This is a genomic window from Bacteroidota bacterium (assembly GCA_016713765.1).
GTDB classification, from domain to species: Bacteria; Bacteroidota; Bacteroidia; order AKYH767-A; family 2013-40CM-41-45; genus Pollutiaquabacter; species Pollutiaquabacter aromativorans.
This window is the reverse complement of the sequence record JADJON010000003.1, coordinates 707,139-731,077: the sequence shown is the minus strand read 5'-3', so window position 1 is coordinate 731,077 and position 23,939 is coordinate 707,139. Positions and strand designations below refer to the sequence as shown.

Annotated in this window: 21 protein-coding genes; 18 read left to right on the top strand and 3 right to left on the bottom strand. The window is 54.1% G+C overall.

Translation table 11 applies throughout. From position 1 onward, the window contains the following. Positions 1–89: 89 nt before the first annotated feature. The 3 genes from IPJ96_13960 to IPJ96_13950 form a co-directional block, all read right to left on the bottom strand. A complete protein-coding gene (locus IPJ96_13960; GenBank protein MBK7911421.1) occupies positions 90–2,363 on the bottom strand; it encodes an NADP-dependent malic enzyme in 2,274 nt (757 codons plus the stop codon). Positions 2,364–2,501: 138 nt separating this feature from the next. Continuing rightward, a complete protein-coding gene (locus tag IPJ96_13955) occupies positions 2,502–3,203 on the bottom strand; it encodes a T9SS type A sorting domain-containing protein (GenBank protein MBK7911420.1) in 702 nt (233 codons plus the stop codon). 64 nt (positions 3,204–3,267) lie between these two features. After that, positions 3,268–4,929: a T9SS type A sorting domain-containing protein gene (locus tag IPJ96_13950; protein ID MBK7911419.1), complete on the bottom strand. Its 1,662-nt coding sequence runs from the start codon at positions 4,927–4,929 to the stop codon at positions 3,268–3,270. 241 nt (positions 4,930–5,170) lie between these two features. On the opposite strand from IPJ96_13950, the gene IPJ96_13945 reads away from it, so the two are divergent. The 18 genes from IPJ96_13945 to IPJ96_13860 all read left to right on the top strand — a co-directional run bounded on the left by IPJ96_13945 (position 5,171) and on the right by IPJ96_13860 (position 23,932). After that, positions 5,171–5,701, top strand: a complete 531-nt coding sequence (locus IPJ96_13945; GenBank protein MBK7911418.1) for a redoxin domain-containing protein — start codon at positions 5,171–5,173, stop codon at positions 5,699–5,701. A 141-nt stretch (positions 5,702–5,842) separates the two neighbouring features. Further along, positions 5,843–7,471, top strand: a complete 1,629-nt coding sequence (locus IPJ96_13940; GenBank protein MBK7911417.1) for a hypothetical protein — start codon at positions 5,843–5,845, stop codon at positions 7,469–7,471. 3 nt (positions 7,472–7,474) lie between these two features. Beyond that, positions 7,475–8,431, top strand: coding sequence for an Omp28-related outer membrane protein (locus IPJ96_13935; protein MBK7911416.1), 957 nt, complete (start codon positions 7,475–7,477; stop codon positions 8,429–8,431). Next, positions 8,428–9,036: a PorT family protein gene (locus tag IPJ96_13930; protein MBK7911415.1), complete on the top strand. Its 609-nt coding sequence runs from the start codon at positions 8,428–8,430 to the stop codon at positions 9,034–9,036. Before IPJ96_13935 ends, IPJ96_13930 begins: the two co-directional genes overlap by 4 nt. An 86-nt stretch (positions 9,037–9,122) precedes the next feature. Then, the gene (gene deoC / locus IPJ96_13925; GenBank protein ID MBK7911414.1) at positions 9,123–10,043 is read left to right on the top strand and encodes a deoxyribose-phosphate aldolase; all 921 of its coding nucleotides are present in this window, start codon (positions 9,123–9,125) and stop codon (positions 10,041–10,043) included. Positions 10,044–10,090: 47 nt separating this feature from the next. Then, on the top strand, positions 10,091–11,569 hold the full coding sequence (locus IPJ96_13920) for an aldehyde dehydrogenase family protein (GenBank protein MBK7911413.1): 1,479 nt from the start codon (positions 10,091–10,093) through the stop codon (positions 11,567–11,569). 29 nt (positions 11,570–11,598) lie between these two features. Continuing rightward, the gene (locus IPJ96_13915) at positions 11,599–12,522 is read left to right on the top strand and encodes an aldehyde dehydrogenase family protein (protein ID MBK7911412.1); all 924 of its coding nucleotides are present in this window, start codon (positions 11,599–11,601) and stop codon (positions 12,520–12,522) included. Positions 12,523–12,540: 18 nt separating this feature from the next. After that, positions 12,541–13,137, top strand: coding sequence for an adenylyl-sulfate kinase (cysC, locus tag IPJ96_13910; protein MBK7911411.1), 597 nt, complete (start codon positions 12,541–12,543; stop codon positions 13,135–13,137). Positions 13,138–13,242: 105 nt separating this feature from the next. After that, a complete protein-coding gene (gene cysD, locus IPJ96_13905; protein ID MBK7911410.1) occupies positions 13,243–14,148 on the top strand; it encodes a sulfate adenylyltransferase subunit CysD in 906 nt (301 codons plus the stop codon). Positions 14,149–14,170: 22 nt separating this feature from the next. Next, the gene (cysN, locus tag IPJ96_13900; protein ID MBK7911409.1) at positions 14,171–15,430 is read left to right on the top strand and encodes a sulfate adenylyltransferase subunit CysN; all 1,260 of its coding nucleotides are present in this window, start codon (positions 14,171–14,173) and stop codon (positions 15,428–15,430) included. Positions 15,431–15,455: 25 nt separating this feature from the next. Further along, entirely contained in the window at positions 15,456–16,259 is an 804-nt protein-coding gene (cysQ, locus tag IPJ96_13895) for a 3'(2'),5'-bisphosphate nucleotidase CysQ (GenBank protein ID MBK7911408.1), read from the top strand. Then, positions 16,237–17,574 carry an oligosaccharide flippase family protein gene (locus IPJ96_13890; GenBank protein MBK7911407.1) on the top strand — a complete coding sequence of 446 codons (1,338 nt, stop codon included), beginning with the start codon at positions 16,237–16,239 and terminating at the stop codon, positions 17,572–17,574. The genes cysQ and IPJ96_13890 overlap by 23 nt, the downstream gene beginning before the upstream one ends. A gap of 39 nt (positions 17,575–17,613) precedes the next feature. After that, positions 17,614–18,900 (top strand): hypothetical protein, encoded by a 1,287-nt coding sequence (locus tag IPJ96_13885; protein ID MBK7911406.1) that lies wholly within the window; start codon positions 17,614–17,616, stop codon positions 18,898–18,900. Further along, a complete protein-coding gene (locus IPJ96_13880) occupies positions 18,897–19,805 on the top strand; it encodes a sulfotransferase (protein MBK7911405.1) in 909 nt (302 codons plus the stop codon). Before IPJ96_13885 ends, IPJ96_13880 begins: the two co-directional genes overlap by 4 nt. Then, on the top strand, positions 19,793–20,920 hold the full coding sequence (locus tag IPJ96_13875; protein MBK7911404.1) for a glycosyltransferase family 4 protein: 1,128 nt from the start codon (positions 19,793–19,795) through the stop codon (positions 20,918–20,920). Before IPJ96_13880 ends, IPJ96_13875 begins: the two co-directional genes overlap by 13 nt. Continuing rightward, complete coding sequence (locus IPJ96_13870; GenBank protein ID MBK7911403.1) at positions 20,917–21,996, top strand: DUF1972 domain-containing protein; 1,080 nt, start codon at positions 20,917–20,919, stop codon at positions 21,994–21,996. Before IPJ96_13875 ends, IPJ96_13870 begins: the two co-directional genes overlap by 4 nt. Then, on the top strand, positions 21,993–23,063 hold the full coding sequence (locus IPJ96_13865) for a GNAT family N-acetyltransferase (GenBank protein ID MBK7911402.1): 1,071 nt from the start codon (positions 21,993–21,995) through the stop codon (positions 23,061–23,063). The genes IPJ96_13870 and IPJ96_13865 overlap by 4 nt, the downstream gene beginning before the upstream one ends. Continuing rightward, on the top strand, positions 23,060–23,932 hold the full coding sequence (locus IPJ96_13860) for a polysaccharide deacetylase family protein (protein MBK7911401.1): 873 nt from the start codon (positions 23,060–23,062) through the stop codon (positions 23,930–23,932). Before IPJ96_13865 ends, IPJ96_13860 begins: the two co-directional genes overlap by 4 nt. Positions 23,933–23,939: the final 7 nt, after the last annotated feature.

Below are 23,939 nucleotides of genomic sequence, written 5' to 3'. Positions count from 1 at the left end.
TTGCTTGTGCAATCGTGGCGGAGAACCTGTGCTGAAAATGAAAAGCTCCGTCGGTGCTTGACGACGGAGCTTTCAGCGGATGCGGTTACTCAGCGGGTCGACTTTCTCGATTGCGCATCGACCACGGCAATGGTGACCATGTTCACGATTTCGCGTACAGAACTTCCCAACTGGAGGATGTGAACGGGTTTCTTCATGCCGAGCAGGACCGGGCCGATGGCTTCAGCGCCGCCCATTTCCTGCAGGAGCTTATAGGCGATATTGCCGGCATCTAGGCTTGGGAAGATGAGCGTATTGGCACCCTGATCCGCGAATTCGCAGAACGGGAAATTGTCGGAAAGCAGATGGGGATTCAGGGCGAAATTGGCCTGCATCTCGCCATCGACGAGCATACCGGGATATTTCTGATGAAGGATCGCCACCGCGTCACGCACTTTCTTCGCATGCGGGTCGTCGTGCGCGCCGAAGTTGGAGAAGGAAAGTAAGGCGATCCGCGGCTTGACGTTGAACTGCTGGACTGCCCAGGCTGTGAGGACCGTGATCTCTGCCAGGTCTTCCGCCGTGGGATCCACGTTGATGGTGGTATCGGCAAAGAAGAACGGACCCTTCTTGGTCATCATGATGTACATGCCAGCTACCTTTTTCACGTCCTCCTGGGTGCCGATGATCTGCAAGGCCGGACGGATCGTGTCACTGTATTTTCGCGTGAGACCCGAAATGAGCGCGTCCGCTTCGCCGGTCTCCACCATCATGGCGCCGTAGTAGTTGCGCTCGTTCATGATCTTCTTCGCCTCATACAGCGTGAAGCCGCGGCGCTTGCGTTTGCGGAAAAAGATCTCACCGAATTCGTGACGCTTCTCTTCCTCCCGGCGCGGGTCAATGATCGGCGTGTCGCCCAAGTCCAGCTTATTCTCTTCCAGCAAGGCACGGATGCGCTCCTGGTTGCCAAGGAGGATGGGCTTGGCGATCCCTTCATCGCGTACGATCTGAGCGGCTTTGAGGATCTTGTAGTTGTCGGCTTCCGCGAAGACCACGCGCTGGGGATTCTGGCGGGCCTTACTGGTAACGACGCGGATCAGCTTGTTGTCGAGCCCCAGTCGTTTCTGCAGGTTCTCGACATAGTGGTTCCAGTTCGCGATCGGCGCCTGCGCGACACCGCTTTCGATGGCTGCGCGAGCGACAGCCGGTGCAACGGTCGTGATGAGACGGGGGTCCAGCGGTTTTGGAATGATGTAATCCTTGCCGAACACGATATTCTTCTGGTTGTAAGCCAGGTTAACGATCTCCGGAACCGGATCTTTGGCGAGCTCCGCGATGGCGCGTACAGCAGCGAGTTTCATCGCTTCGTTGATCTGGGTGGCCCTGACATCCAGTGCGCCGCGGAAGATGTAAGGGAATCCGAGAACGTTGTTCACCTGGTTCGGATAATCGGATCTTCCGGTGGCGATGATGATATCTTCCCGTGCCGCAAGTGCTTCCGGATAGGTGATCTCCGGATCCGGATTGGCCAGTGCAAAGACGATCGCATTCTTCGCCATGGAACGGACCATGTCCTGGCTGACGATGTTACCCTTGGACAGCCCCAAAAAGACGTCCGCTCCTTTCATGGCTTCATCGAGGGTGCGTACCGAAGTCTTGTTGGCGAAGAATATTTTATTCTCGTCGAGATCGGTGCGATCGCTGTGAATTGCGCCGGTGGAATCGAACATGATGATGTTCTCCTTCCGGGCCCCGAGTGAGAGGTAAAGTTTGGCGCAGGAGATCGCGGAGGCGCCGGCACCGCTCACCACGATCCGGATATCCTCGATCTTTTTTCTGGCCAGTTCGAGTGCGTTCAACAGCGCGGCGCCGGAAATGATGGCGGTGCCATGCTGGTCATCGTGCATGATCGGGATGTTCAGCTCTTTTTTCAGACGCTGTTCAATCGCGAAGCATTCAGGCGCTTTGATGTCTTCGAGGTTGATGCCACCAAAGGTCGGTGCAATGGCCTTTACCGTTTGAACAAAACGGTCGATGTCGGTCTCGTTGATCTCGATATCGAAGACATCGATGTCGGCGAATATCTTAAAGAGCAGCCCTTTTCCTTCCATGACCGGCTTGGCTGCTTCGGGTCTGATGTTTCCGAGACCCAGCACAGCCGTGCCATTAGAGATCACCGCGACCAGGTTTCCTTTGGCGGTGTACTTGTATACATCCTCGGGTTGATCGGCGATGCGCAGGCACGGTTCTGCTACTCCGGGCGAATAGGCGAGGGAGAGGTCGCGTTGGGTGCTGTAGGGTTTGCTCGGGATTACTTCGATCTTTCCCGGGCGTCCCATCGCGTGGTAATCCAACGCTTCCTGGTTGAGTTTTTTGCTTGGCATATTTCCCTTCGGTTTCAGTGGGAACCAGCAAAGGTATCAATCCCGACTATCCATCCCAACCTAAACCGTCGGCCGCGGTTGGAGCATAAAAAAAGCCGGCACTGTTGGTGCCGGCTTTTAACCAGGAATTCCAGAAGGTTAACGATGGGTTACAATCAGTTTACGCGAACCGATCGTTCGATTGTCAACGATGAGGGAATACAGGTAGATGCCCGCACGCAGGTCGCTGGTCGGCATCAAGAGGGTGTTCTTCTTGTCGGTCAACGGGATCTCGCGTACAACTCCGCCCAGCAGATTCGTGATGACGATCTTACTGTTCAGTGAATTGACGTTGTAGTTCAGGCGCGTATACTGGTCGGCCGGATTGGGTGTGGCTGGAGACAGCATCTTGTCGAGCGACAATTCTTCTACGCCAACGGTCGTGGCATTGTACGTAATCGTGAAGGAAGCGCTGTCGGTTGGATTGTCGGCATCGTACACACGATAGGTCACGTGACTGGTGCCGACATCTCCGGTGGGGTTCAGGTAGGCCTTCATGGTGTCCCCTTCACCCGGGTTGACCATGAATTGCTGAGAAACGTTGGTAGTAGGAGGGTAGCACAACGCGCCCCAGCAGAAATAAGAAGAGTGGCCGGTCGCCAGGTCATTCGTGATTCGCTCGATAACAAGCGAGACTGTTCCGCTGCCAATATTGGAGATCGCGATGTGCGATGTCATGGTCAGATTCGCAGGCCCGGTCAGGTCCAACTCATCGGCAGTGATCTGCAGTGATTGTGCCCGAGTTCCGGAAATTCCGGTGATCAGCAGGAAACAGGAGGCGAGAAGTAGCAGTTTTTTCATTCGGGGTAGTGTTTTTAAGAAATCAACGGAGCCGGATATCCGGCTCCGTTGATCTAAGCAAGAATTATTCCACTACGAGCTTCTTCATCACGGAGCCGGCGGAGGTGCGGATGTTCACCATGTAAAGGCCTTTCGCGAAGCCTTCTACCGGAATGCTGAAGGAGTGGTCGCCGGCGTTCAGGCTGGCGGCAGTGTTGCTGTAAACAAGCGTGCCCACCTTGGAGAATACCTCCACGGTCACATCGTCCTTGCTGTCGAGCGTGAAGTCGACCGAAGCCACGCTGGAAGCCGGGTTCGGGTAAACTTCGAAAGAGATGGTCTTGGTCACTGTACCAACGGCGGTGTTGAAGGAGACGTTCACATTGTCGACATAGGCGTTGTTACCGTAGTTCGAGTTGGCTTCGAACTTGATGAACACGTTGTCGTTGCCGATGTAGTTGCTCAGGCTCACGATTTCGTTACGCCACTGAGCGGCATTCGAAGGCGTGAAGGCGGCAGTGCTGGCCGCGGTCGTAGAAAGGGCAGCGCCGGTCTTGTTGTAGAGGGTGGTCCAGGTGGTACCGCAGTTGGTGCTGATCTTGATCTTCAGGTTGTCGTTGGACGATCCGTAAAGGGCATGTGCAAGGTCGAACGTCAGGACAGCGTCGCTGAGGCCGCTGAGGTCCATGGCCGGAAGTTGCAGAATGTCCTGGTCACCGCTGGGCGAGTTGTAAAAGTCCATCTTCGCCGAACCTGCGCCGTTGAGGCCTGCGGTGCTGCGGGTCCATGTAGGCGAGCTGCCACCGTTGAGCAGGTACCAGCCTGAAGGAGGGAACGCCGTTGCTGCATACGCTTCGTTCACAGCCGGGCCGCCGACAAGCGGGTAAGTAATGAAGGATGCGTTGCGGGAGTTGTTGGCCGAGTTGCCGTCGGTATTTCCGTTCGGGTTCGAAACGGTGAAGGTGATCGCATTGGTGGTGCCCGGGGTTCCGGTTACACCAGAGAAGGTCAGCACTTCGGAGTTGTAGGTGTTCAGACTACCGGTCCAGTTGTAAGACTGTTGAACCGTTCCATTCACGGTGAGATCGATCGTGGCGCTGGTCAGCGGGGAAGTACCGTAGTTGCACAGGCGGTAGTCGAGGTCAACCACGTCGCAGGTCGCCAGGGTTCCGTTGAGTGCGGTGAAGGAGTTCGTGATGCCGGCATCGTCGGTTGAGGTTGCGAAGGAGCAGTTCGAGTTACGTTGCGCATACAAAGCGGTAGCGGTCAACTGTCCGACTTCCTTGATGATACGATCCGGGCAAATGATGTAGATCGTCGGGAAGTAGCTGATCTGAAGTGCGTCACCGATGGTGGCGTCGTCAATGATCGGATAAGGAGTGCCGGTCACCCAGTCGCCCTGGGTATTACCGCCGGTTCCTTGCAGGTCGGCCAGGGTGGTAGAAGCGTCCCCTTCAACGAAGAAGACCATTACATCCTGTGATGTGGTACCGGTCGGGCCGTGCGCAGCATAGAGGTCTTCCAGCGCATGACCGTTGTGGTAATTCCAGCAAGGGCCGCACCAGGTGGCGGATACGTCGATGTAAACGGTCTTACCCTGATCGAGCAGGGAATACAGGTTCCAGGTGTTACCGTTGATATCGGTACCGGTGAAATCGGGTGCGATGTTACCGGCGGCCATCTGTGCGTTCACAGTGGCGGTACCGAGGGCAAACAACGCGACAAGACTTAGTAACAGTTTTTTCATTTCGCAGTTGGTGTTTGGTTGGTTAGCTTTTATAGCAGTTCACCAAAGCAAGTAAAATTTTGGGAAAAATCCAACGGCATTGGGCTGATTTCGCTTTGAATTCCAGCTTTTTAACAAATCTGTGATAAACCGGCATAGGGAATCCGACCGCGTTTGCCTTATTTCGGACTGGAATTTGCTGGAGGGCTCCAGAAATTGAAAAAATTGCCATCCGGCCTCTATCACTTATCGGATCGAAAAAATGAAAAAAAGCCTAGTAGTTGTCCTTCTGTTCTTGACCGCTTTTACCGGTTTTGCGCAGGACCAGCCGGCCACCGTTCGGCCATTGCCCAAAGTCAATGTCAAGACCCTCAGTGGTGAGACGGTGAATACCGAAACGATCGCAAACGACGGGAAGCCCATCATCATCGATTTCTGGGCAACCTGGTGTAAGCCGTGCATCGAGGAGTTGACGACCATTCATGATCTGTACGCCGACTGGCAAAAGGAAACCGGTGTGAAACTGATCGCCGTTTCCATGGATGATCAGCGTACCATGACGCGCGTGGCGCCATTCGTGAATGGCCGTGGATGGAACTATGAGAATTACGTCGACCCCAACAAGGATCTCGCCCGGGCATTGAACGTGAACATGCCGCCGCACACATTTGTCCTGAACGGAAAGGGAGAGATCGTTTGGCAACACGTCGGTTTTGCCGAAGGGAATGAGTTGGAATTGTATGAAGTTGTCAAGAAAGTGGCCGCTGGCCAGCCCCTCGACGAAAAGAAGTGACCGGGCTATCCAGCTCGTTTGAAAAGCCGCAACCGCGGCTTTTTTTATTGCCGTATTTCGAACCATCCTGCCGCCGGCCTTTTTCCATAAACTTGTATACGGTACCTTCGGGCTGACCATTCCACACCTAATCCACCTCCAGTGAAGCGTATTCTATGTCTGTTGGGTTTGTTCGCCCTGGCCGGCGCGAGCAAAGCCCAGGGGTTACCCAACCTGCCTATTCACGGTAATGTTCAGTTGGACGCGCAGTATTATTTTGAGGACAGCCTGATCGGTGCACCGGACGTACCGGAGCAGATGTTGTTCAACGGTTTCGCCAACTTTACCTACGAGAAAGACAATTTTTCGGCCGGCCTGCGTTATGAATCGTATCAGAACCCGATTCTCGGTTTCGACAAACGCTACAAAGGAAGCGGTATTCCGTACCGGTTCCTCCGTTACAAGAACAATGAACTGGATATCACCGCCGGCACCTTCTACGAACAGTTCGGTAGCGGCATCCTGCTTCGTGCCTATGAGGAGCGGGGACTGGGCTACGACAACGCCATCGACGGATTTCGTTTCATGTATAATCCTGCGAAGGGCGTCTATTTCAAAGGAGTGATCGGTAAGCAACGCGACTTTTTCAATTTGGGCCAGGGCATCGTGCGTGGTGGTGATGTAGAGTGGGTGGTGAACGAATCCTTCGAGTCGCGAGCCGCAGCAAAAACCCAGTGGATCATTGGCGGCAATTACGTTAGCAAGTATCAGTCGGATGAGGATCCCACATTCCGCTTGCCGGAGAATGTCGGTTCGGGTTCCGGACGCGTTTCATTTACGAATGGCGGATGGTCGGCCAGTGCCGAGTATGCCTATAAAGCCAATGACCCTTCCGCCAGCAACGGCTTCATCTTTAAGGAAGGTCAGGCGCTTTTGTTGAATGCGTCCTATACGAAGAAAGGATTCGGATTCGTCCTGGGTGCCAAGCGCATCGACAACATGTCGTTCCGAAGCGACCGCTATGCCACGGTGAACAGTTTACTCGTCAACTATCTTCCCGCCCTGACGAAAAACCATACCTACCTGATGGCCGCGTTTTATCCTTACGCCACCCAGCCGAACGGTGAATTTGGTTTCCAGGGAGAATTGTTCTACAAGCTGAAGCCCGGTGGCCTTGGGGGTAAGTACGGCACGGACATCAACCTTAATTATTCCCGCGCTCAATCCATCGAAAAGAAGGCGATCACCGATCCTGAGCAGGCGGATCTTGGCTATACATCGGATTTTTTTGCGTTGGGTAAGGAAGTCTATTTTGAAGACTTCAACATCGAATTGAACCGGAAGCTTAGCAAGGAAGTCCGACTGGTGCTCACCTACCTCTATCAAAATTACAACCGCGATGTCATCGAAGGGCGAACCGGCTTCGGCCATATTTACAGCCACATCGGGATCGCCGAAGTCTTTTACCGTATCAGTCCGAAGAAGAATTTCCGGACAGAGCTCCAGCACATGTACACCGAACAGAATACGAAGAGCTGGGCTGTGCTGTTAGCGGAATATACCGTGGCACCGCATTGGTTTGTGGCGGCATTTGACCAGTGGAATTACGGCAACGACGATTCCAACGAACGCTTTCATTACATCACCGGGCAATTCGGTTATACACGCGGTTCCAATCGTGTGGTAGTCGGGTACGGACGCCAACGCCCGGGTATCCTGTGCGTGGGCGGTGTCTGCCGGAATGTGCCCGCCGCCAATGGTTTTACCTTATCTGTTACCAGTAGCTTCTGACGCATGAAGAACTATCGTTTCCTCTTATCCGCTTCCTGTGGAGTTCTGTTGTTGGCCCTGATCAGTCTCAGCGCATGCGACAAAATCGATGCCCCTTACCGCGAGCAAACGGCTGTCGGTGTGACTTACCTGAGCGATGATGCGGTGGTCATCAACGGAGACACCCTTGAGTTTCCGGCAGACAACACCACACCTGAAAAGCATGTGCTCATAGAAGATTACACCGGCATCCTATGTGGCAATTGCCCGTATGCCGGACTCAAACTGAACGACACCCTCAAACCGTTGTTCGGCGATCGCCTGGTGGCCATGGCGGTGCATGCGGGATTCTTTGCTGATCCTTGTCCGCAGGGATTGGCCTGTTCCGGAAGTCAACCCGCCGGTGCCCTGGAGACTGATTTTCGTACAGCCGTTGGCGATGCCTGGGACACCAAGTTTGGAAATTCCAATGCCGGTAACCCGAACGGACTCGTTGACCGGATCGGGTATCCGACCAACCAGCAGGTGAAGTTCCCGAACCAATGGCGGGGCTTGATCGAGAACAGATTGCTGGAGAGCACGCCGTTCCGGTTGCGTATCCAAACGGAATTCGTGGACGCTTCCCGCGAAGTGAAAGTTGCGGTGCAATCGGAGAATGTCGCCGCGCTGAATGCCACCTATAAATTGCAGGTTGTCATCACAGAGGATAGTCTTGTCGACTGGCAGGTCTGGTATCCTCCCCGTACGCCGGAATACGATCCCAGTTTCCTGCATCGTCACGTCTTGCGCAGTTCCCTGAACTCGGAGTTCGGTGAAAAGATCTACGAAGGGACTGTCGCTGCCGGCGACAAAGTGCTGCGCGGTTATAGCGCAACATTGCCTGCGGGGCAGGTCGCCGCTCACTGCTATGCGATCGCCTTTATTTATAATGCCGATACCTACGAAGTCCTGCAAGTAGCCGAGCGCGCCCTCATCGAATGAGAAATGCATGTTGTATCGCCGGGATCACGTTGTTCCTGCTCTCCTGTAACCTGTCCGTTAACGCGCAGGATTTCAGAGCAGGAATCAAGGCGGTGCTATGTGCTTCCCAGGTTTCAGGTGATCGTCTGTCGGGATTCGATAAAGCAGGATTCGCGGCCGGCATGTTCGTGCGACGGGATCTGAGTGAACAGGTGGCATTGCAACTGGAAATCCAGTTCATTCAGAAAGGAAGCCGGAAACCACTCAACAAGGACGACAATACCTACTACCGGATGCGGTTGCATTACGCTGAGGTGCCGGTGTTGTTGCGTGTCAAACCGGGCAAGAAATGGACATTTGAGGCCGGAGCGACGTATGGATCGATGTTATTCTCACAGGAGGACAATGAACTCGGGGAGATCCTGGGAACACCCCCTTTCCGTAAGTACGAATTGTCCTGGATACTGGGAATGGATTATCCCTTAGGCGAAAAGGTACTCTTCAATATCCGGTACAATCATTCGATCACGCCGGTCAGGACATTTGAAGGATCCTACAATTACAACTATTGGGACCGCGGCCAGTACAATGCTGTTCTTCAAGGCGGCTTCTATTTCGCATTCTGATCAGTCGGCTTTTGCAATAGCCAGAGAGGTCTTTCCCATTCCTTCATTTTTCCCGTAATTTCCTACCTTCGTAGGAATAACTTTTCATGATGAGAGAAGAACGTCGTGCTGCCGTATTCGGAGCATGGGACAGTCCGCCCGTCGATCAGGTTGGCGTGGAAGAGCGGATCTCCCGGCTGGGCAAACGGAGTATCAAGAAAGAGTCGAAGTTGTCGGCACTCAAGATTGCCATGAGCATGCTTGACCTGACGACCCTGGAAGCCCGGGATACGCCTGGAAAGGTCCGTCAACTGTGTATCAAGGCGATGCATCCGCACGATGCGGTTCCTGGCATACCCTCCGTTGCCGCTGTTTGTGTCTATCCCAACCTCGTACGAGTCGCGAAAGAGACGCTACAGGGCTCGAAGGTCAAAGTTGCCGCGGTAGCCACAGCGTTCCCCAGTGGAATGTCTACCCGTAAAGTGAAACTCGAAGAGACCCGTTGGGCAGTCGACGAAGGTGCGGATGAGATCGACATGGTCATTTCGCGCGGACATTTCCTCCGTGGTGAATACGGTTTTGTATTCGATGAGATCGCTGCGGTAAAGGAAGCCTGTGGAAAGGCTCACCTGAAGGTGATCCTGGAAACGGGCGAGTTGAGCACCTTGGACAACGTGCGCCGGGCGAGTGATCTCGCCATTCAGGCCGGAGCGGATTTTATCAAGACCAGTACGGGTAAGATCCAGCCGGCCGCCACCTTGCCGGTTACACTGGTCATGCTGGAAGCCATTCGCGACCACTATTACAACACGGGAGTGAAGATCGGGATGAAGCCGGCAGGTGGAATCGCCACGTCCAAGCTGGCCTTGCAATACCTGGTCATGGTGCGTGAAACGCTTGGACAGGATTGGTTGAACGCCGATCTGTTCCGTTTCGGAGCAAGCGCTCTGGCCAACGATCTGCTCATGCAGATTCTGAAAGAGCAGACTGGCGTGTATCAGAGCATCGATTATTTTTCCAAAGACTAATCAGGGGAACGGCAGCCTGGCCGCAACCGTTCACAGGCATTCAACAGATGGCAAAGAAAAAACCAATCGCAGGTCTGAAGTTCAACGGAGGATGGGATTATGCCGCCGCGCCGGAAAGCAAGGATCATATCCGCCTGCAAAAGCAGTACGATCTCTTCATAAACGGAAAATTCGTTGCCCCGAAGAGCGGGAAGTATTTTGATACGATCAACCCGGCCACGGAAGCAAAATTAGCTTCCGTCGCTGAAGCGGGAACGGAAGATGTGGATATTGCCGTAAAGGCCGCCAGGAAATCCTACGAGCAGGTTTGGAGCAAGCTCCCGGCGCGCGAGCGGGGTAAGTACATCTTTCGCATCGCGCGCATCATGCAGGAGCGTGCAAGGGAACTGGCGGTGATTGAGAGTATGGACGGCGGTAAACCGATCCGTGAATCACGCGATATCGATGTTCCATTAGCGGCTGCGCACTTTTTCTATTACGCCGGCTGGGCGGATAAGCTGGATTACGCGATGCCGGGCGCTCGTGCGGGCTCCCTGGGAGTTGCCGGTCAAATCATTCCGTGGAACTTCCCGCTCCTGATGGCGGCCTGGAAGATCGCGCCTGCGCTTGCCGCCGGAAATACGGTAGTGATCAAGCCGGCAGAGACCACGCCGCTAACCGCCCTGAAACTGGCTGAAATCATACAGGAGGCTGACCTTCCCCCCGGCGTTGTCAATATTATCACCGGTGCCGGAGCTACCGGCGCGGCCATCGTCAATCATCCGGGAGTCGATAAAGTGGCCTTCACGGGTTCGACCGATGTCGGTAAGATCATCCAGCGCGCGTTGGCCGGGACCGATAAGAAATATACGCTGGAGTTGGGCGGCAAAGCGGCCAATATCATCTTCGAGGATGCCGCGATCGATCAGGCGGTGGAAGGGATCATCAACGGGATCTTCTTCAACCAGGGTCACGTCTGTTGCGCCGGGTCGCGCCTGTTCGTGCAGGAATCCGTTGCCGACAAGGTGATCCGTAAACTAAAGGATCGCATGGAGACGCTGGTTGTCGGCGATCCGCTGGATAAGAATACCGACATAGGTGCCATCAACTCCAAACCCCAGCTGGAAAAGATCCGTCAGTTCCTCAAGATCGGAGTGAACGAAGGCGGCACCCTGTATCAATCTTCCTGCGCGGTTCCGTCAAAGGGCTATTGGTGCCGTCCTGCCTTGTTCACCGATGTGTCGCAGTCATCTCGAATCGTGCAAGAAGAGATCTTCGGTCCTGTGCTCGCTGTGCAGACTTTCCGAACCATTGAAGAAGTCATTGAGAAAGCCAACAACATTCCGTATGGATTGAGTGGTGGTGTTTGGACAGACAAAGGTTCACGCATCTTCAAGATCACCGGTCAATTGCGTGCCGGGGTGGTGTGGGCGAATACCTACAATAAATTCGATCCCACCTCGCCATTCGGCGGTTACAAAGAAAGCGGCATGGGCCGTGAAGGAGGCCTGCACGGCTTGCATCCTTATGTAAAGATCAACGCCTGATCCGCTAACAGTAGTTAAGAATCGAAACAATGGCAAACGAGAAATCTTCCACCCTGACTGGTCAGCAGGCTGTCGGCAACGGGCAGGCTGCCGGAGCGGGACGCATCGGGGTGATGAAAACCTATAAACTCTACATCGACGGGAAATTCCCTCGGACAGAATCCGGACGCTACGATATTTTCACGGACGCCTCGGGAAAGGCCATCGCCAACATCTGTCGAGCTTCCCGGAAGGATTTTCGCGACGCCGTCGTTGCCGCGCGCAAGGCGCAACCCGGATGGGCGGCGCGTTCAGCGTACAATAAAGGACAGATCTTGTACCGCATCGCCGAGATGCTGGAAGGCCGGCGTGCACAATTCATCGAGGAGTTGGGAACGGAAGGGCTCAGTCCTGCCGCTGCCGGCGCGGAAGTTTCCGCGGCGGTGGACCGGTTGATCTATTATGCCGGCTGGAGTGATAAGTACCAGCAGGTCTTCAGCGCGGTGAATCCGGTGGAATCGTCCCATTTCAATTTTTCGATGCCGGAACCGACCGGTGTTGTCAGCATGATCGCCCCCGCGGCACATGGGCTGCTCGGACTTGTTTCGGTTATCGCACCTGCGATCGTAGGTGGCAATACCGTGATCGTGCTGAGTTCCGAAGCGCATCCGCTGACAGCGATCACTTTCTCCGAAGTGTTGCATACCTCCGACCTTCCGGGAGGTGTAGTCAACATCCTGACCGGGCAAGTGGCGGAGCTTGTGGCGCATTTTTCCAATCACATGGACGTGAACGCTGTTGTGTATTGCGGCGACGATGCCGGATTCAGAAAGACCATTCAGGAGCATGCGGCCCTCAATGTGAAGCGGCCATTCTTCTATCATGGCGATTGGACCGCTGAAACGGCCCAAGGCCCTTACCGGATCATGGACTTACAGGAAGTGAAGACGACCTGGCATCCGATCGGTCAATAAAGCGCTGGCGGAAGTTTGATGAGCGACCTGCATCCATTCGCTTTCCGTATTGAGCGGGAGCAACGGGAAAAACTGTTGCAACAGCGCGCCCACGTGTTTTGGCTTACAGGCCTTAGCGGTTCGGGTAAATCCACCTTGGCGGATCGGGTAGAGCAGGCACTATATGCTGCCGGCTTCAAGACCTTCATCCTGGATGGCGACCATTTACGCGGGGGGCTCTGTAAGGACCTTGGATTCAGCCCTGCTGACCGAACAGAGAATATTCGCCGTGCGGGAGCGGTTTGTCGGTTGCTGTGGGAATCCGGGCTGGTAGTCATCACGACATTCGTTTCTCCGTTTCGGCGTGATCGTGACCAGGTTCGGCAGTTGTTTCCCGCTGGTGCGTTTTCAGAGATTTACCTGGATGCGGGCCTTGCAATTTGTGAACAACGTGACCCGAAGGGGTTATACAGAAAGGCGCGGGAAGGAACGATATCCGACATGACCGGAATCGATTCTCCTTACGAGGAACCCTTGCATCCTGAGCTCCGGGTTCCAACCGGACAGCAATCGCCGGGAGAATCGGCTGATCAATTATTACGTTACCTGATACCGATCATCACAAAGACCGTTTGAGGTTGCGGTGACGAGCTTGGTCGGAAAGAGACGGATCCAATTTCGAAATGCCGGACTGCTCAGGAAGCCTTATCTTTACCGGGATAACCTGTCGTCGACGCTGGTATGTTCAGTTATAAATTAAGTCACCTCCAGGAACTGGAAGCGGAGAGCATCGGCGTGCTTCGGGAAACGGCCGCGCAGTTTTCCCGGGCGGTTCTGCTCTTCAGTGGGGGTAAGGATTCCATTGTGGCGTCCTATCTGGCACGAAAGGCTTTTTTTCCTGCACGGGTCCCGTTTTCGCTCTTGCACATAGATACCGGACACAATTTTCCAGAGACGATCTCCTTCCGTGACAAATGGGCGAGGGACATGCAGTTTCAATTGGAAGTGCGATATGTTCAGGATTCGATTGACCGCGGACGAGCAGTGGAAGAGAAGGGTTTGAATGCCAGCCGGAATGTGCTGCAAACGGTCACCTTGCTCGATGCCATACAGGAGATGCGGATCGACGCTGCCATCGGAGGGGCCAGACGGGACGAGGAGAAGGCGCGGGCTAAGGAGCGTTTTTTTTCCCACCGCGATGAATTCGGGCAATGGGATCCCAAGAACCAGCGACCGGAATTGTGGAATCTGTACAATGGCAGGCATCTTCCCGGGGAGCATTTCAGGGTCTTCCCGCTGAGTAACTGGACGGAGTTGGATATCTGGATGTACATCGAGCGTGAGCAATTGTCGGTTCCGTCCATCTATTTCAGTCATCGTCGTAAAGTCTTCCAACGAAGCGGGAACATCTATGCCTGGGCGGATTTTATTCCACTCAGCCCGGAGGAAAAGATCGAAGAACAGGAAGTGCGGTTCCGGACCGTCGGGGATATGAGTTGCACGGGCGCGGTGGTCTCAGGCGCCAACAGTGTGCGCGAGATCATTGACGAGATCTCCGCCTCCCGGCTGACGGAACGTGGTACACGCATTGATGACCAGCGTTCCGAGTCGGCTATGGAGGATCGTAAGCGGGCGGGTTATTTTTAATCAGTAAGTTCAGTCTTCAGCTATGGCTAATCGAGGCGAATCGGAGTTGTTGCGGTTTACGACTGCAGGCAGTGTAGATGACGGAAAGAGTACGCTCATTGGCCGATTGTTACTGGACACCAGAAACATCTTCGACGATCAACTGGCTGCGATCGAATCAACCAGCAAACAGCGAGGATTCGATTATGTGGACCTGTCGCTTTTTACCGACGGGTTAAAAGCGGAGCGCGAGCAGGGGATCACCATCGACGTGGCGTATCGTTATTTCGCCACCGCTAAGCGGAAGTTCATCATCGCGGATACCCCGGGGCACCGGCAGTATACCCGGAACATGGTCACCGGTGCGTCCACCGCCAATCTTGCCCTCATCCTGATCGACGCGCGGAAAGGAATATTGGAACAAACCTGCCGCCACGCATTCATAGCCTCGCTGTTGCGCATTCCGCACATGATCGTATGTGTCAATAAGATGGACCTGGTCGACTACAACCAGGAGACCTACGACCGCATCGTAGAGGCTTTTCGCGATTTTTCTTCGCGGCTCGATATTCAGGACGTGCAATTTGTTCCCATCAGTGCTTTGAAAGGCGATAATGTCGTGGAACGATCGAACAGGATGCCCTGGTACGAAGGTTCCACGCTCCTGTATCATTTGGAAAACGTCCACATCAGCGGAGATATCAACCATGTCGATTGCCGGTTCCCGGTTCAATATGTCATCCGACCTCAGCAGGATGATTTTCATGACTACCGGGGTTATGCCGGTCGGTTGGCGGCTGGTGTTTTCCGGGAAGGAGACCGTGTGATGGTCTTACCGTCCGGATTCACTTCCAGAATTGCATCAATCGATACCTACGAAGGGCAGGTGCAGGAAGCCTTTGCCCCGATGTCGGTCAGTATCCGGCTGGAAGATGATATCGACATCAGCCGGGGTGATATGATCGTTCGGGAGAATAACGTTCCGCAGAGCGGCCAGGATCTCGATGTAATGCTCTGTTGGCTGCACGAACGACCGATGCAGGCCGGCGGACGGTATGTGTTGATGCACACTACTCGGGAAGCACGGTGTATCGTAAAAGACATCCGGTATAAGATCGACATCACGACCTTGCGGCGGCTGGAACAGGAGCGGACATTTGGCATGAATGATATCGGTCGGGTACAACTGCGGACCACGGTGCCGCTTTCGTACGACAGTTATCGTCGGAACCGGTTGACAGGTAGCCTGATCCTGATCGACGAACACACGAACGAAACGGTCGGAGCGGCCATGATCCTTTGAAACCAACGTTTAGCACATCCAGTTCGTGACGGCAATTTCCGACCTACTGATCACCGCGATCACTGCTTCCATTGAAGCCGGGCGCTCGATCATGCGCTTATATTCCGGCGACATCCAGGTAGAGTTGAAAGATGATCGCAGTCCCGTCACCGCCGCGGATAAGGCTGCTCACGCAGTCATTCAACAGGCTTTGGTTGAAACCGGTTTACCAATCCTGAGCGAGGAAGGGAAGGAGATCCCATATGCTACCCGGAAATCGTGGAGCCGCTATTGGCTCGTTGATCCATTGGACGGAACCAAAGAGTATATCGCGCGCACCGGTGAGTTCACGGTCAATATCGCGTTGATGGAAAATGACCGGCCCGTCGCCGGCGTCATCTATGCTCCTGTGATCGATGTGTTGTATGCGGGCGATGTGGCGGGGCATGCGTTCCATCTTATTCAGGATGCATCCCGGATCAACAGGAATTCGCTCCATCGACTCGGCGATTTCAGAGTGGCTTCCCAGCCTGCATCTGTCACAGGCGGTATTCGGGTGGTTGCCAGTCGCTCTCATCGTACGCCGGAAACCGACCGGTTCATTGAAGAGCTAAAACAGGAGTTCGGTTCAGCTGCGCTGGTTTCCGCCGGTAGTTCACTCAAGTTTTGCCTGGTAGCGGAAGGCAAGGCGGATATCTACCCGCGGTTTGGGCGTACGATGGAGTGGGATGTCGCCGCGGGCCACGCGATCCTGCTGGCTGCGGGCAAAGATGTCCGGTCTTATCCGGGGTATGCCATTTTCCCATACAATAAACCTGATCTCGGTAATGGCTGGTTCATCGCGCGATAGGATATCGGATCTATGGCAGCGATACCGTCAGGATCCTGCTCACCGTGAACTGCTCCATTCCAGTTTCATTTCTCTACTGATCCGAGGATTGGGAGTGTCAACGGGCTTCCTGGTCACCTGGATCACCGCTCGATTCTATGGTGCCGATGCGTTGGGTGTGGTTTCGATCTGTGTTGCGATTCTCAGTCTCGCGTCGGTTTTCGGAAAACTCGGCATGGATGTCGCGTTGATGCGCTTCATTACCGGTTTTGCAACCCGGCAGCAATTCGATTCCATCAAAGGGGTCTATGTGACGGCGATGCGCCATGTCGTTCCGATTTCGTTGGGGATCGCCGTGCTGCTCTGGTTACTTGCAGAGCCGATGGCCGACCAACTGTTTCACAAGCCGGATCTTGCTCCTGTCCTTCGGATCAACGCATGGTGCACCCTTCCGCTCGTTCTCTTGCTGTTGCATTCGGAGGCGGTGCGTGGGTTGAAGCACATCGGATCCTACACCTTTTTCCAAACCGCCGCGGTATCCACTGCTGCGACGCTGCTGTTGTTTCTGATGATGACGGTCGCTACCGGCCGATTCATCCCTGTGTATATACAGTTCGTATGCATCACGCTGGTCGGCCTGGCATCCTGCCTGATCTGGCTCCGGGGTAGCAGGTTCTTTCAAAGTGCCACCCGGCATGAGGTGAGCGGTCAGCAATTGCGCGCCACCGCCGGTCCAATGTTCACCACCACGATCATGCAATTGCTGATGTCCTGGGCGGGCACCTTGATCCTGGCTTCCCATGTGCCCGAAGCGGAAGTCGGGATCTACAACGCACTTGTGCGTATCTCCGTTTTTACGAATATCACGATCCTGGACATCAACAGTATCGCGCTTCCCCGGTTTGTGGAGGCTTGGTCCTCCAGCGACCGACAAGCCCTCCGTCAAACCACACGATCAGCGGCGAGGATGATCTTCCTGAGTTCGTTGCCGATCTTCCTGATACTGGCCATATTCCCTGCAACCCTGCTCTCCATTTTCGGGAAAGACTTTGCCGGACATGAACTTCCACTTTATCTGCTATTGGCGGGTCAGTTTGTCGTGGTACTGGTCGGATTACCATCGCAACTCCTGAACATGACCGGCCGGCAGGCTGCTTTGCGGAATATTTCCATCGTCTCTGCGGTTATCAATATCGGCTCCTGCCTGTTCCTGATCCCGGCATACGGGGTGATCGGAGCATGTATCGCTCAGATCGTCGGCACACTGGTCTGGAACAGCCTTTGCGTCTATGCAGTCTACAAGGAGTTCGGATTCTGGTCCGGGGTCCGGTTCTGAAGCCCGCTGCTATTTCCTTTGTAACTTCGACGCATGTTGATGAACCGTCTCGAACCGGTTGCGATGAGCGGACGGCGGCTTCCGCCGGGAATCGCCTATCTCCTGCTGTTCCTGGTCTTCACGTCGACATTTCGGGTCTTCGCTACGTTGCCGCTCGAAACCCTTCATCAGACGCTTTCTTCCGTCGCGATCATCAGCCTGACACTTTATTATATTGGTAGTGTTTATGTTGATCTGCGCGCCTCCCGCCTGACCTGGCTGGATGTATTGATGTGGATCTTCATTCTGGTCAATTTCTTTGCGGCCTATCAGGGTCGGGTTGTTTTCGGCCAGCCGTATTACTTCGGCATCATGGCGCAGCGATCCGTCTTGTTGTCGATCTCGGGCGTGTTGCTGATTTCAATGATGAACCGGGGGATGATCCATATCCGGCAGGTGGAACGGACATTTGTCGTGTTGTCCCTGGTCCTGTTGGCGGTGTTCTATTTTTTCTTCCTGTTCGTCAACCCGGTGAAATTCCTCGATGCGGAATTTGTGGCTTATAGCCCGATACGGGGTTATCGTTACCGGTTTCAGTTTGCGCTGGTGATCATGCTCCTGTTTTACTCCTTGTTCAAGATCTCCCTGGAAAAACGCAGCCGGTATTACATCGTTGTCCTGTTGATCCTGTTCTACCTGATTTGGTACCTGCAGTCGAGGACGACGCTGGCGGTACTGGCCATCACGCTCCTGATCTTTTTCGTCCGGAATTTTTCTCTCCGCGAGAAATTCCGGAACACCGTATTGTATGGGGGCTTTGCGCTGGTTGTGGTCGCGATCTTTTTCAGCTTGGGCTATACCTCGCTTTTTGACAAATACCAGGTACTGTATAAGAATGTCTTCAACGTATTCATCGGAGAGTCGCCGGACGAAGCCAGCTCCGCGGTCCGTTTTATGGAGATGAACATTGCCCTCGATTATATCAGTAAGAACCCGCTGTTGGGTAACGGATTCATCAGCAATCAATGGAATGGAGGCTGGCATGACATCCTGGGTTATTTCTATCCGGTCGATATCGGCTTGCTGGGCAATATTTTCGTGTTCGGTGTGATCGGTACTACGCTCCTTTACCTGCCCTACGCCTACTCGTATACCCTGGCAAAGCAGATCCGGTCCAACGACGTATTCTTCAAAACCTGTGAATACATGTTGTTGTTCTTTTTCCTGTCGATGTTCTTCTCTGCCGTGAATATCCGGGACTCGAGCAGCATCATGTTCCTTGTTTGCCTGCTGTATTATTTCCGGTTCTACTATTTCACTGCGAACGAGCGAGCCGTAGTCGGATGAGCAAGAAGCATTATCCGGACTTTCTTCTCGTGGGAGCTGCGCGAGCCGGTACTACCGCCATTGATCGTTATTTGCGACAACATCCGGAAATTTTCTTACCCCGTGTCAAGGAGCCCTGTTTTTTCGCTTTTGCAGGAATGACAACTGAATACAAGCGGGGAAAGTTCTCGTTTGCCGTGACGGACTCCGAATCTTATGAAAAACTCTTCAAGGACCGAAAGCCCAATCAATTGGCGGGAGATCTTTCCACACCCTACCTGTTCCTTTACAAGCAGACCCTGGAGAACATTCAGCGGTATCATCCTGATCCGAAACGATTGCGAATCGTTATCCTGTTGCGTCAACCGGTCGATCGGGCCTATTCACAGTATCGCTGGCGCTTGCGGGATGGCCGGGAGGAGTTGAGTTTCGCTGAAGCGGTAGCGGCGGAACCGATCCGGAAAAGAGAAGGATTCAGTTTTGACTATCTCTACCTGGAACGTTCCTATTATGCTGCGGCTTTGCAAGCTTACCGGGATCAATTCCTGCATGTACACATTATTTTTTATGAAGACCTGCGGAAGGATCCGCTGCTGGTGATGCAAGGGCTTTGTAGATTCCTGGGAGTCGATCCGGAGTTTCCGTTTGAAGCCATCGGGGAAGTGAACGGGACCTGGTCGCCACGGTATCCCTGGTTGAGCAGGTTGGTCACTTTCGAGCACCCGTTGAAATACCGGCTACTTAATAGGATTCCTGGACATTGGCGTGATTCCATCCGTGCCGGCTTTACCAAGATCAATGCTGTTAAACACGCAGAGGAGCAGTTGGATCCGGAGTATCGTCGCCAGCTCACGGAGCGGTTCACCGAGGACATCCTGGCGGTACAATCGATAACCGGAAGAAATCTTGCGTCATGGCTGCAATGAAATCGCGTGGCAGGCTTGCTATCCTGGATCCGGTGGGCATGAAGGCGGGGATGGATCACTATGATCTCGGTTTGGCGCGAGGATTAGCGGAACTCGGAAATGAAGTGGATATACATTCCAATTTCACCAGCGATGAAAGCCGCGTGCGGTCATTTAATAGTTTCGGGCGTGGAGAAGTGCGTTGGTGGAATTTGGCGGCCTTGTATTTCAGATATCTTCAAGTTTTGAGGAAGTGTAAGACTGATCACGTAGGAACGCTGATCATCCACTTGTTTCATTTCAACCAGTTCGACGCCTGGCTGGTGCGAAAAGCCCGGCGGATGGGTTTTTATCTCATCGGTATCGTCCACGATGTTGAAGGGTTTGTCCGGCCCACGAACAATCGGCGATTGCTGAACATCGTTCAGCATGGTTTGGACCGGATGGTCGTCCATAACCGATATAGTCGTGATGAGTTGTTGCGTATTTCAGGCAACAAGTTGGGCGAAAAGATCAGGGTCATTCCACACGGTCAGGTCGCGGAATTTCCGGGTGAGGAAGCGCCTGTTATCGGGAAAGAGTCATTCAGGGTTGGTCAGGAAAAGGCGTTCACGATCCTGTTTTTCGGCATGATTAAACCGACGAAGGGTTTGGAAACCGTAATTGGTGCGATGGCATCGTTGCCGCCCGATGTGAAGTTGTTGGTCGCCGGACGGACTCGGCCTGGTATGAAAGGGTCTGTGATCAGGGATTTGCAAGCGCTCGAGCGTGAAGGGCGTGCCCGACTTTTTCTTCATTCAATTCCTCCCGAAGCGGTCAGTTCGTTTTTCCAGTCTGCCGATGTTGTAGTCTTGCCATACAGTCGTGTCTACCAGAGCGGAGTCTTGCTCCGCGCCTGGTGTGAAGGAATACCAGTAGTACTTTCCGATCTGCCTGCATTTCGGGAGGTGGCAGCGGAGGGGTCGGACGCGCTCTTCGTTCCGGCAGGTGATCGACAAGCCCTCATGAAGGCCATCATGCGTTTGAAGGATGACGGTTCACTCCGTTCATCCTTGTCGGAGGGTGGTCGCAAGCGATTGGTGCGCGACCATAATTGGAAGGATATTGCGCGGGAATTTTCCAACTTGCTGGCATGATGCGCATCGCGATCGTGGGTACCCGCGGCATCCCCGCAGCCTATGGCGGTTTTGAAACGCTGGCCGAGCGTCTTGCGCTCGGACTTCATGCGCGCGGGCATGATGTAACCGTGATTGGAAATTCCGGTTCGGCGCATGATCGGTGGCAGGGAATTAAAAGAATTCCTACCCGCTTTCAGAAGCAGGATCACCCCGTACTGTTCTACCTGGAAAGTCTTCGACTTTCCAGACAGGGATTTGATCGCGTATTGGTCTGTGGAGTGGGGGGGGCGCCATTCTATTCGCTCTATCCAATGAAGGAAGGCGTTCGCATCACGCACGTCGACGGACTGGAGCATCTTCGGGACAAATTTTCCAGCTTGAAGAAATGGTATGTTCGGAAAGCGCAGAGATTGTTGTGTCGTAGTTCCGCCCCGGTCGTTTCAGATTCGGCGGCCGTCTCCGCTTATTGGCGTGAGGAGTTGGAGCATAAGGGCTTGCTGCGTACGATCATGTATGGAGCGGATATTGTGACTGTTGCGGATCGTTCGCTGTTGTCGGAATCGCTCGTGCCTGGCGAGTATTACCTCGTGGTGGCCAGACCGGTGCCGGAGAATAACCTGGCCATGATAGCGCGTGCATGGTCCGATTCAGGTACCCCGAAGCATCTGGTCATCGTAGGGTCCACCGGGAAAGAAATGCTCTATGATTTTTTAAGCCAGGCGGATCGGGAAAGGATCTTGTTTATCGGCCCCGTGTATGACAAGATGGTATTGGCGGCCCTGCGCTTTCACGCTTTCGCCTACCTGCATGGACATTCGGTAGGTGGAACGAATCCGGCCCTGGTGGAGGCGATGGCGGCTGCGGCAGTCTGTCTTTGCCATGATAATCCGTTCAACCGGGAGACAACGGCTGGTGCAGCAATTTACTTCTCGAGCGACCGGGAACTGTCGTCGAAGCTGATTGAACTGGAACAGCAATCTGCCGGACAGCGACAGGCTGCACGCCTGCAAATGTTGCAACTGGCTCAGGAGCGCTATAGCTGGGAACGGATTGTGGACCAGTATTTGGAATTGTTCGAACTTGCGGGACGATGAATGCCGATCAGATCGCTCGTTGGAGAGTCGGGGATAGCCTGGCGCCCCTCCTTCGTCTTGCAGCGACCACTTATCCAGGGCAGGAACTGACCAGCGAGGATTACCTTGATTGGCAATATCGCAGGAATCCGGATGGCCCTGTTCTGCTGCATCTTGGACAGTCGGATCAAGGGGTCGCTGCCCAGTATCTGGTCGTGCCGCACACTTATTGGATCAGCGGAGCACCTGTCATGGGATCGCTATCGGTCAATACGCTGACGGATCCGATGCATCGGGGCGAAGGTTGGTTTGTTCGGCTCGCTGAAGCAACCTATTCGGCCTGTCAACAGGAGGGACTGGCATTCACCATCGGTTTTCCGAACAGGCAATCGCATTCGGGCTTTGTCGGGCGATTGGAATTCCGGTCACTGGGCAATCTCGAATTCCTGGCAATGCCCTTGCGATGGACGGGTATCCTCAGGCGATTGGTAAGTCGTACCAGAAAGCGGAAGGGTTCCGACCTTCCCATTGCCTTACCGTCACCTTGTCTTTACCGGAGCAAAGAATACTGTATTGAAGATTGGGAACCGGGGGCATTGTCCGAAACGTTCTTCCGGCATTTTCATGAAAGCAAGCTGGCGACCACCCACCGCACATCGGCTTATTTAATGTGGCGGTACCAACAGTGCCCGACGCGCCACTATCGTTTTCTCCGCATCACCGATCCTGGTCGGACACGTATGCTGGGGTTCGTCGTCATACGCGCACTCGAATTGTCCGGCTTGCGCAGTGGCGTGTTGGTAGACTTCGGATGCCTGCCCGATACGATGTCGGCGCTGGCAGAGCTATTCCGTTTTGCCATCGGACGATTTCAGGCATCGGGTCTCGAAACCGTTGTCGCTGCAGCCGTCCCTGCATCGGAAGAAGCGGATCAACTGATCGCTGAAGGATTTTATCGTGTGCCGGTACGATTTTTACCTCAACCCCTGAATATGATCCTGCGTACCCACATCCCTCAGTCCAGTTCTGGGATACCGACGGACTTGCGGTCGTGGTTTCTTACTTTTGGGGACTACGACGTCTTGTGAAACCCTCGTTGCGGCTACTGACATTCGACCTGGAAGACTGGTACCACATCCTGGACCATCCGGAAACGGAACGACCGGAACAATGGATCTCCTTCCCATCCCGCATCGAGCGGAATACCGAGCGCATCCTGAACTGGTTGCGTGAAAGGAAGGTCCGTTCAACCTGGTTCGTGCTGGGCTGGGTGGCGGAACGATATCCGGAACTGGTCCGTAGGATCGCTGCGGAACATGATATAGCCGCGCACGGGTATGCCCACCAGTTAGTGTACAAGTCCGATCGTAAAAGTTTTCGCGAGGATACACGCAGGTGTCTGGAATGCATCCGACAGGCCATCGGTCGTGACGTATCGGTCTATCGGGCCGGAGGCTTCTCTGTTACGAAAGCCACGCCCTGGTTTTTCGAAGAGCTTGCTCATGCGGGAATTGAAATCGATGGATCGATCTTCCCGGCTGCCCGCAATCATGGCGGACTTCCGGGAGCGCAATGGAGCAAGCCGTTTATCGTTCAGGGAGACGGTTGGCAGATCCGGGAGTTTCCGCTGATGTATCAAACCATAGCAGGTCGTAGATTAGTATTCAGCGGAGGTGGATACTTCCGGTTATTGCCGTATCCGCTGATCCGACGATTTACTGCGCGTGCCGATTATACAATGACCTATTTCCATCCGCGCGATTTCGATCCGGACCAGCCGGTATTGTCTTCATTGCCGGTAAAGCGCCAGTGGATGTCCTATACCGGCTTACGCACGGCACCGGCGAAATTCAGGCAGTACATACTGGACTTCGAATTCTCATCCATCGAAACAGCTGACCGGACGATCGATTGGTCGGATCGACCCGTCTTCCGGCACGAGGAACTTTTCCGTTGATTTATCT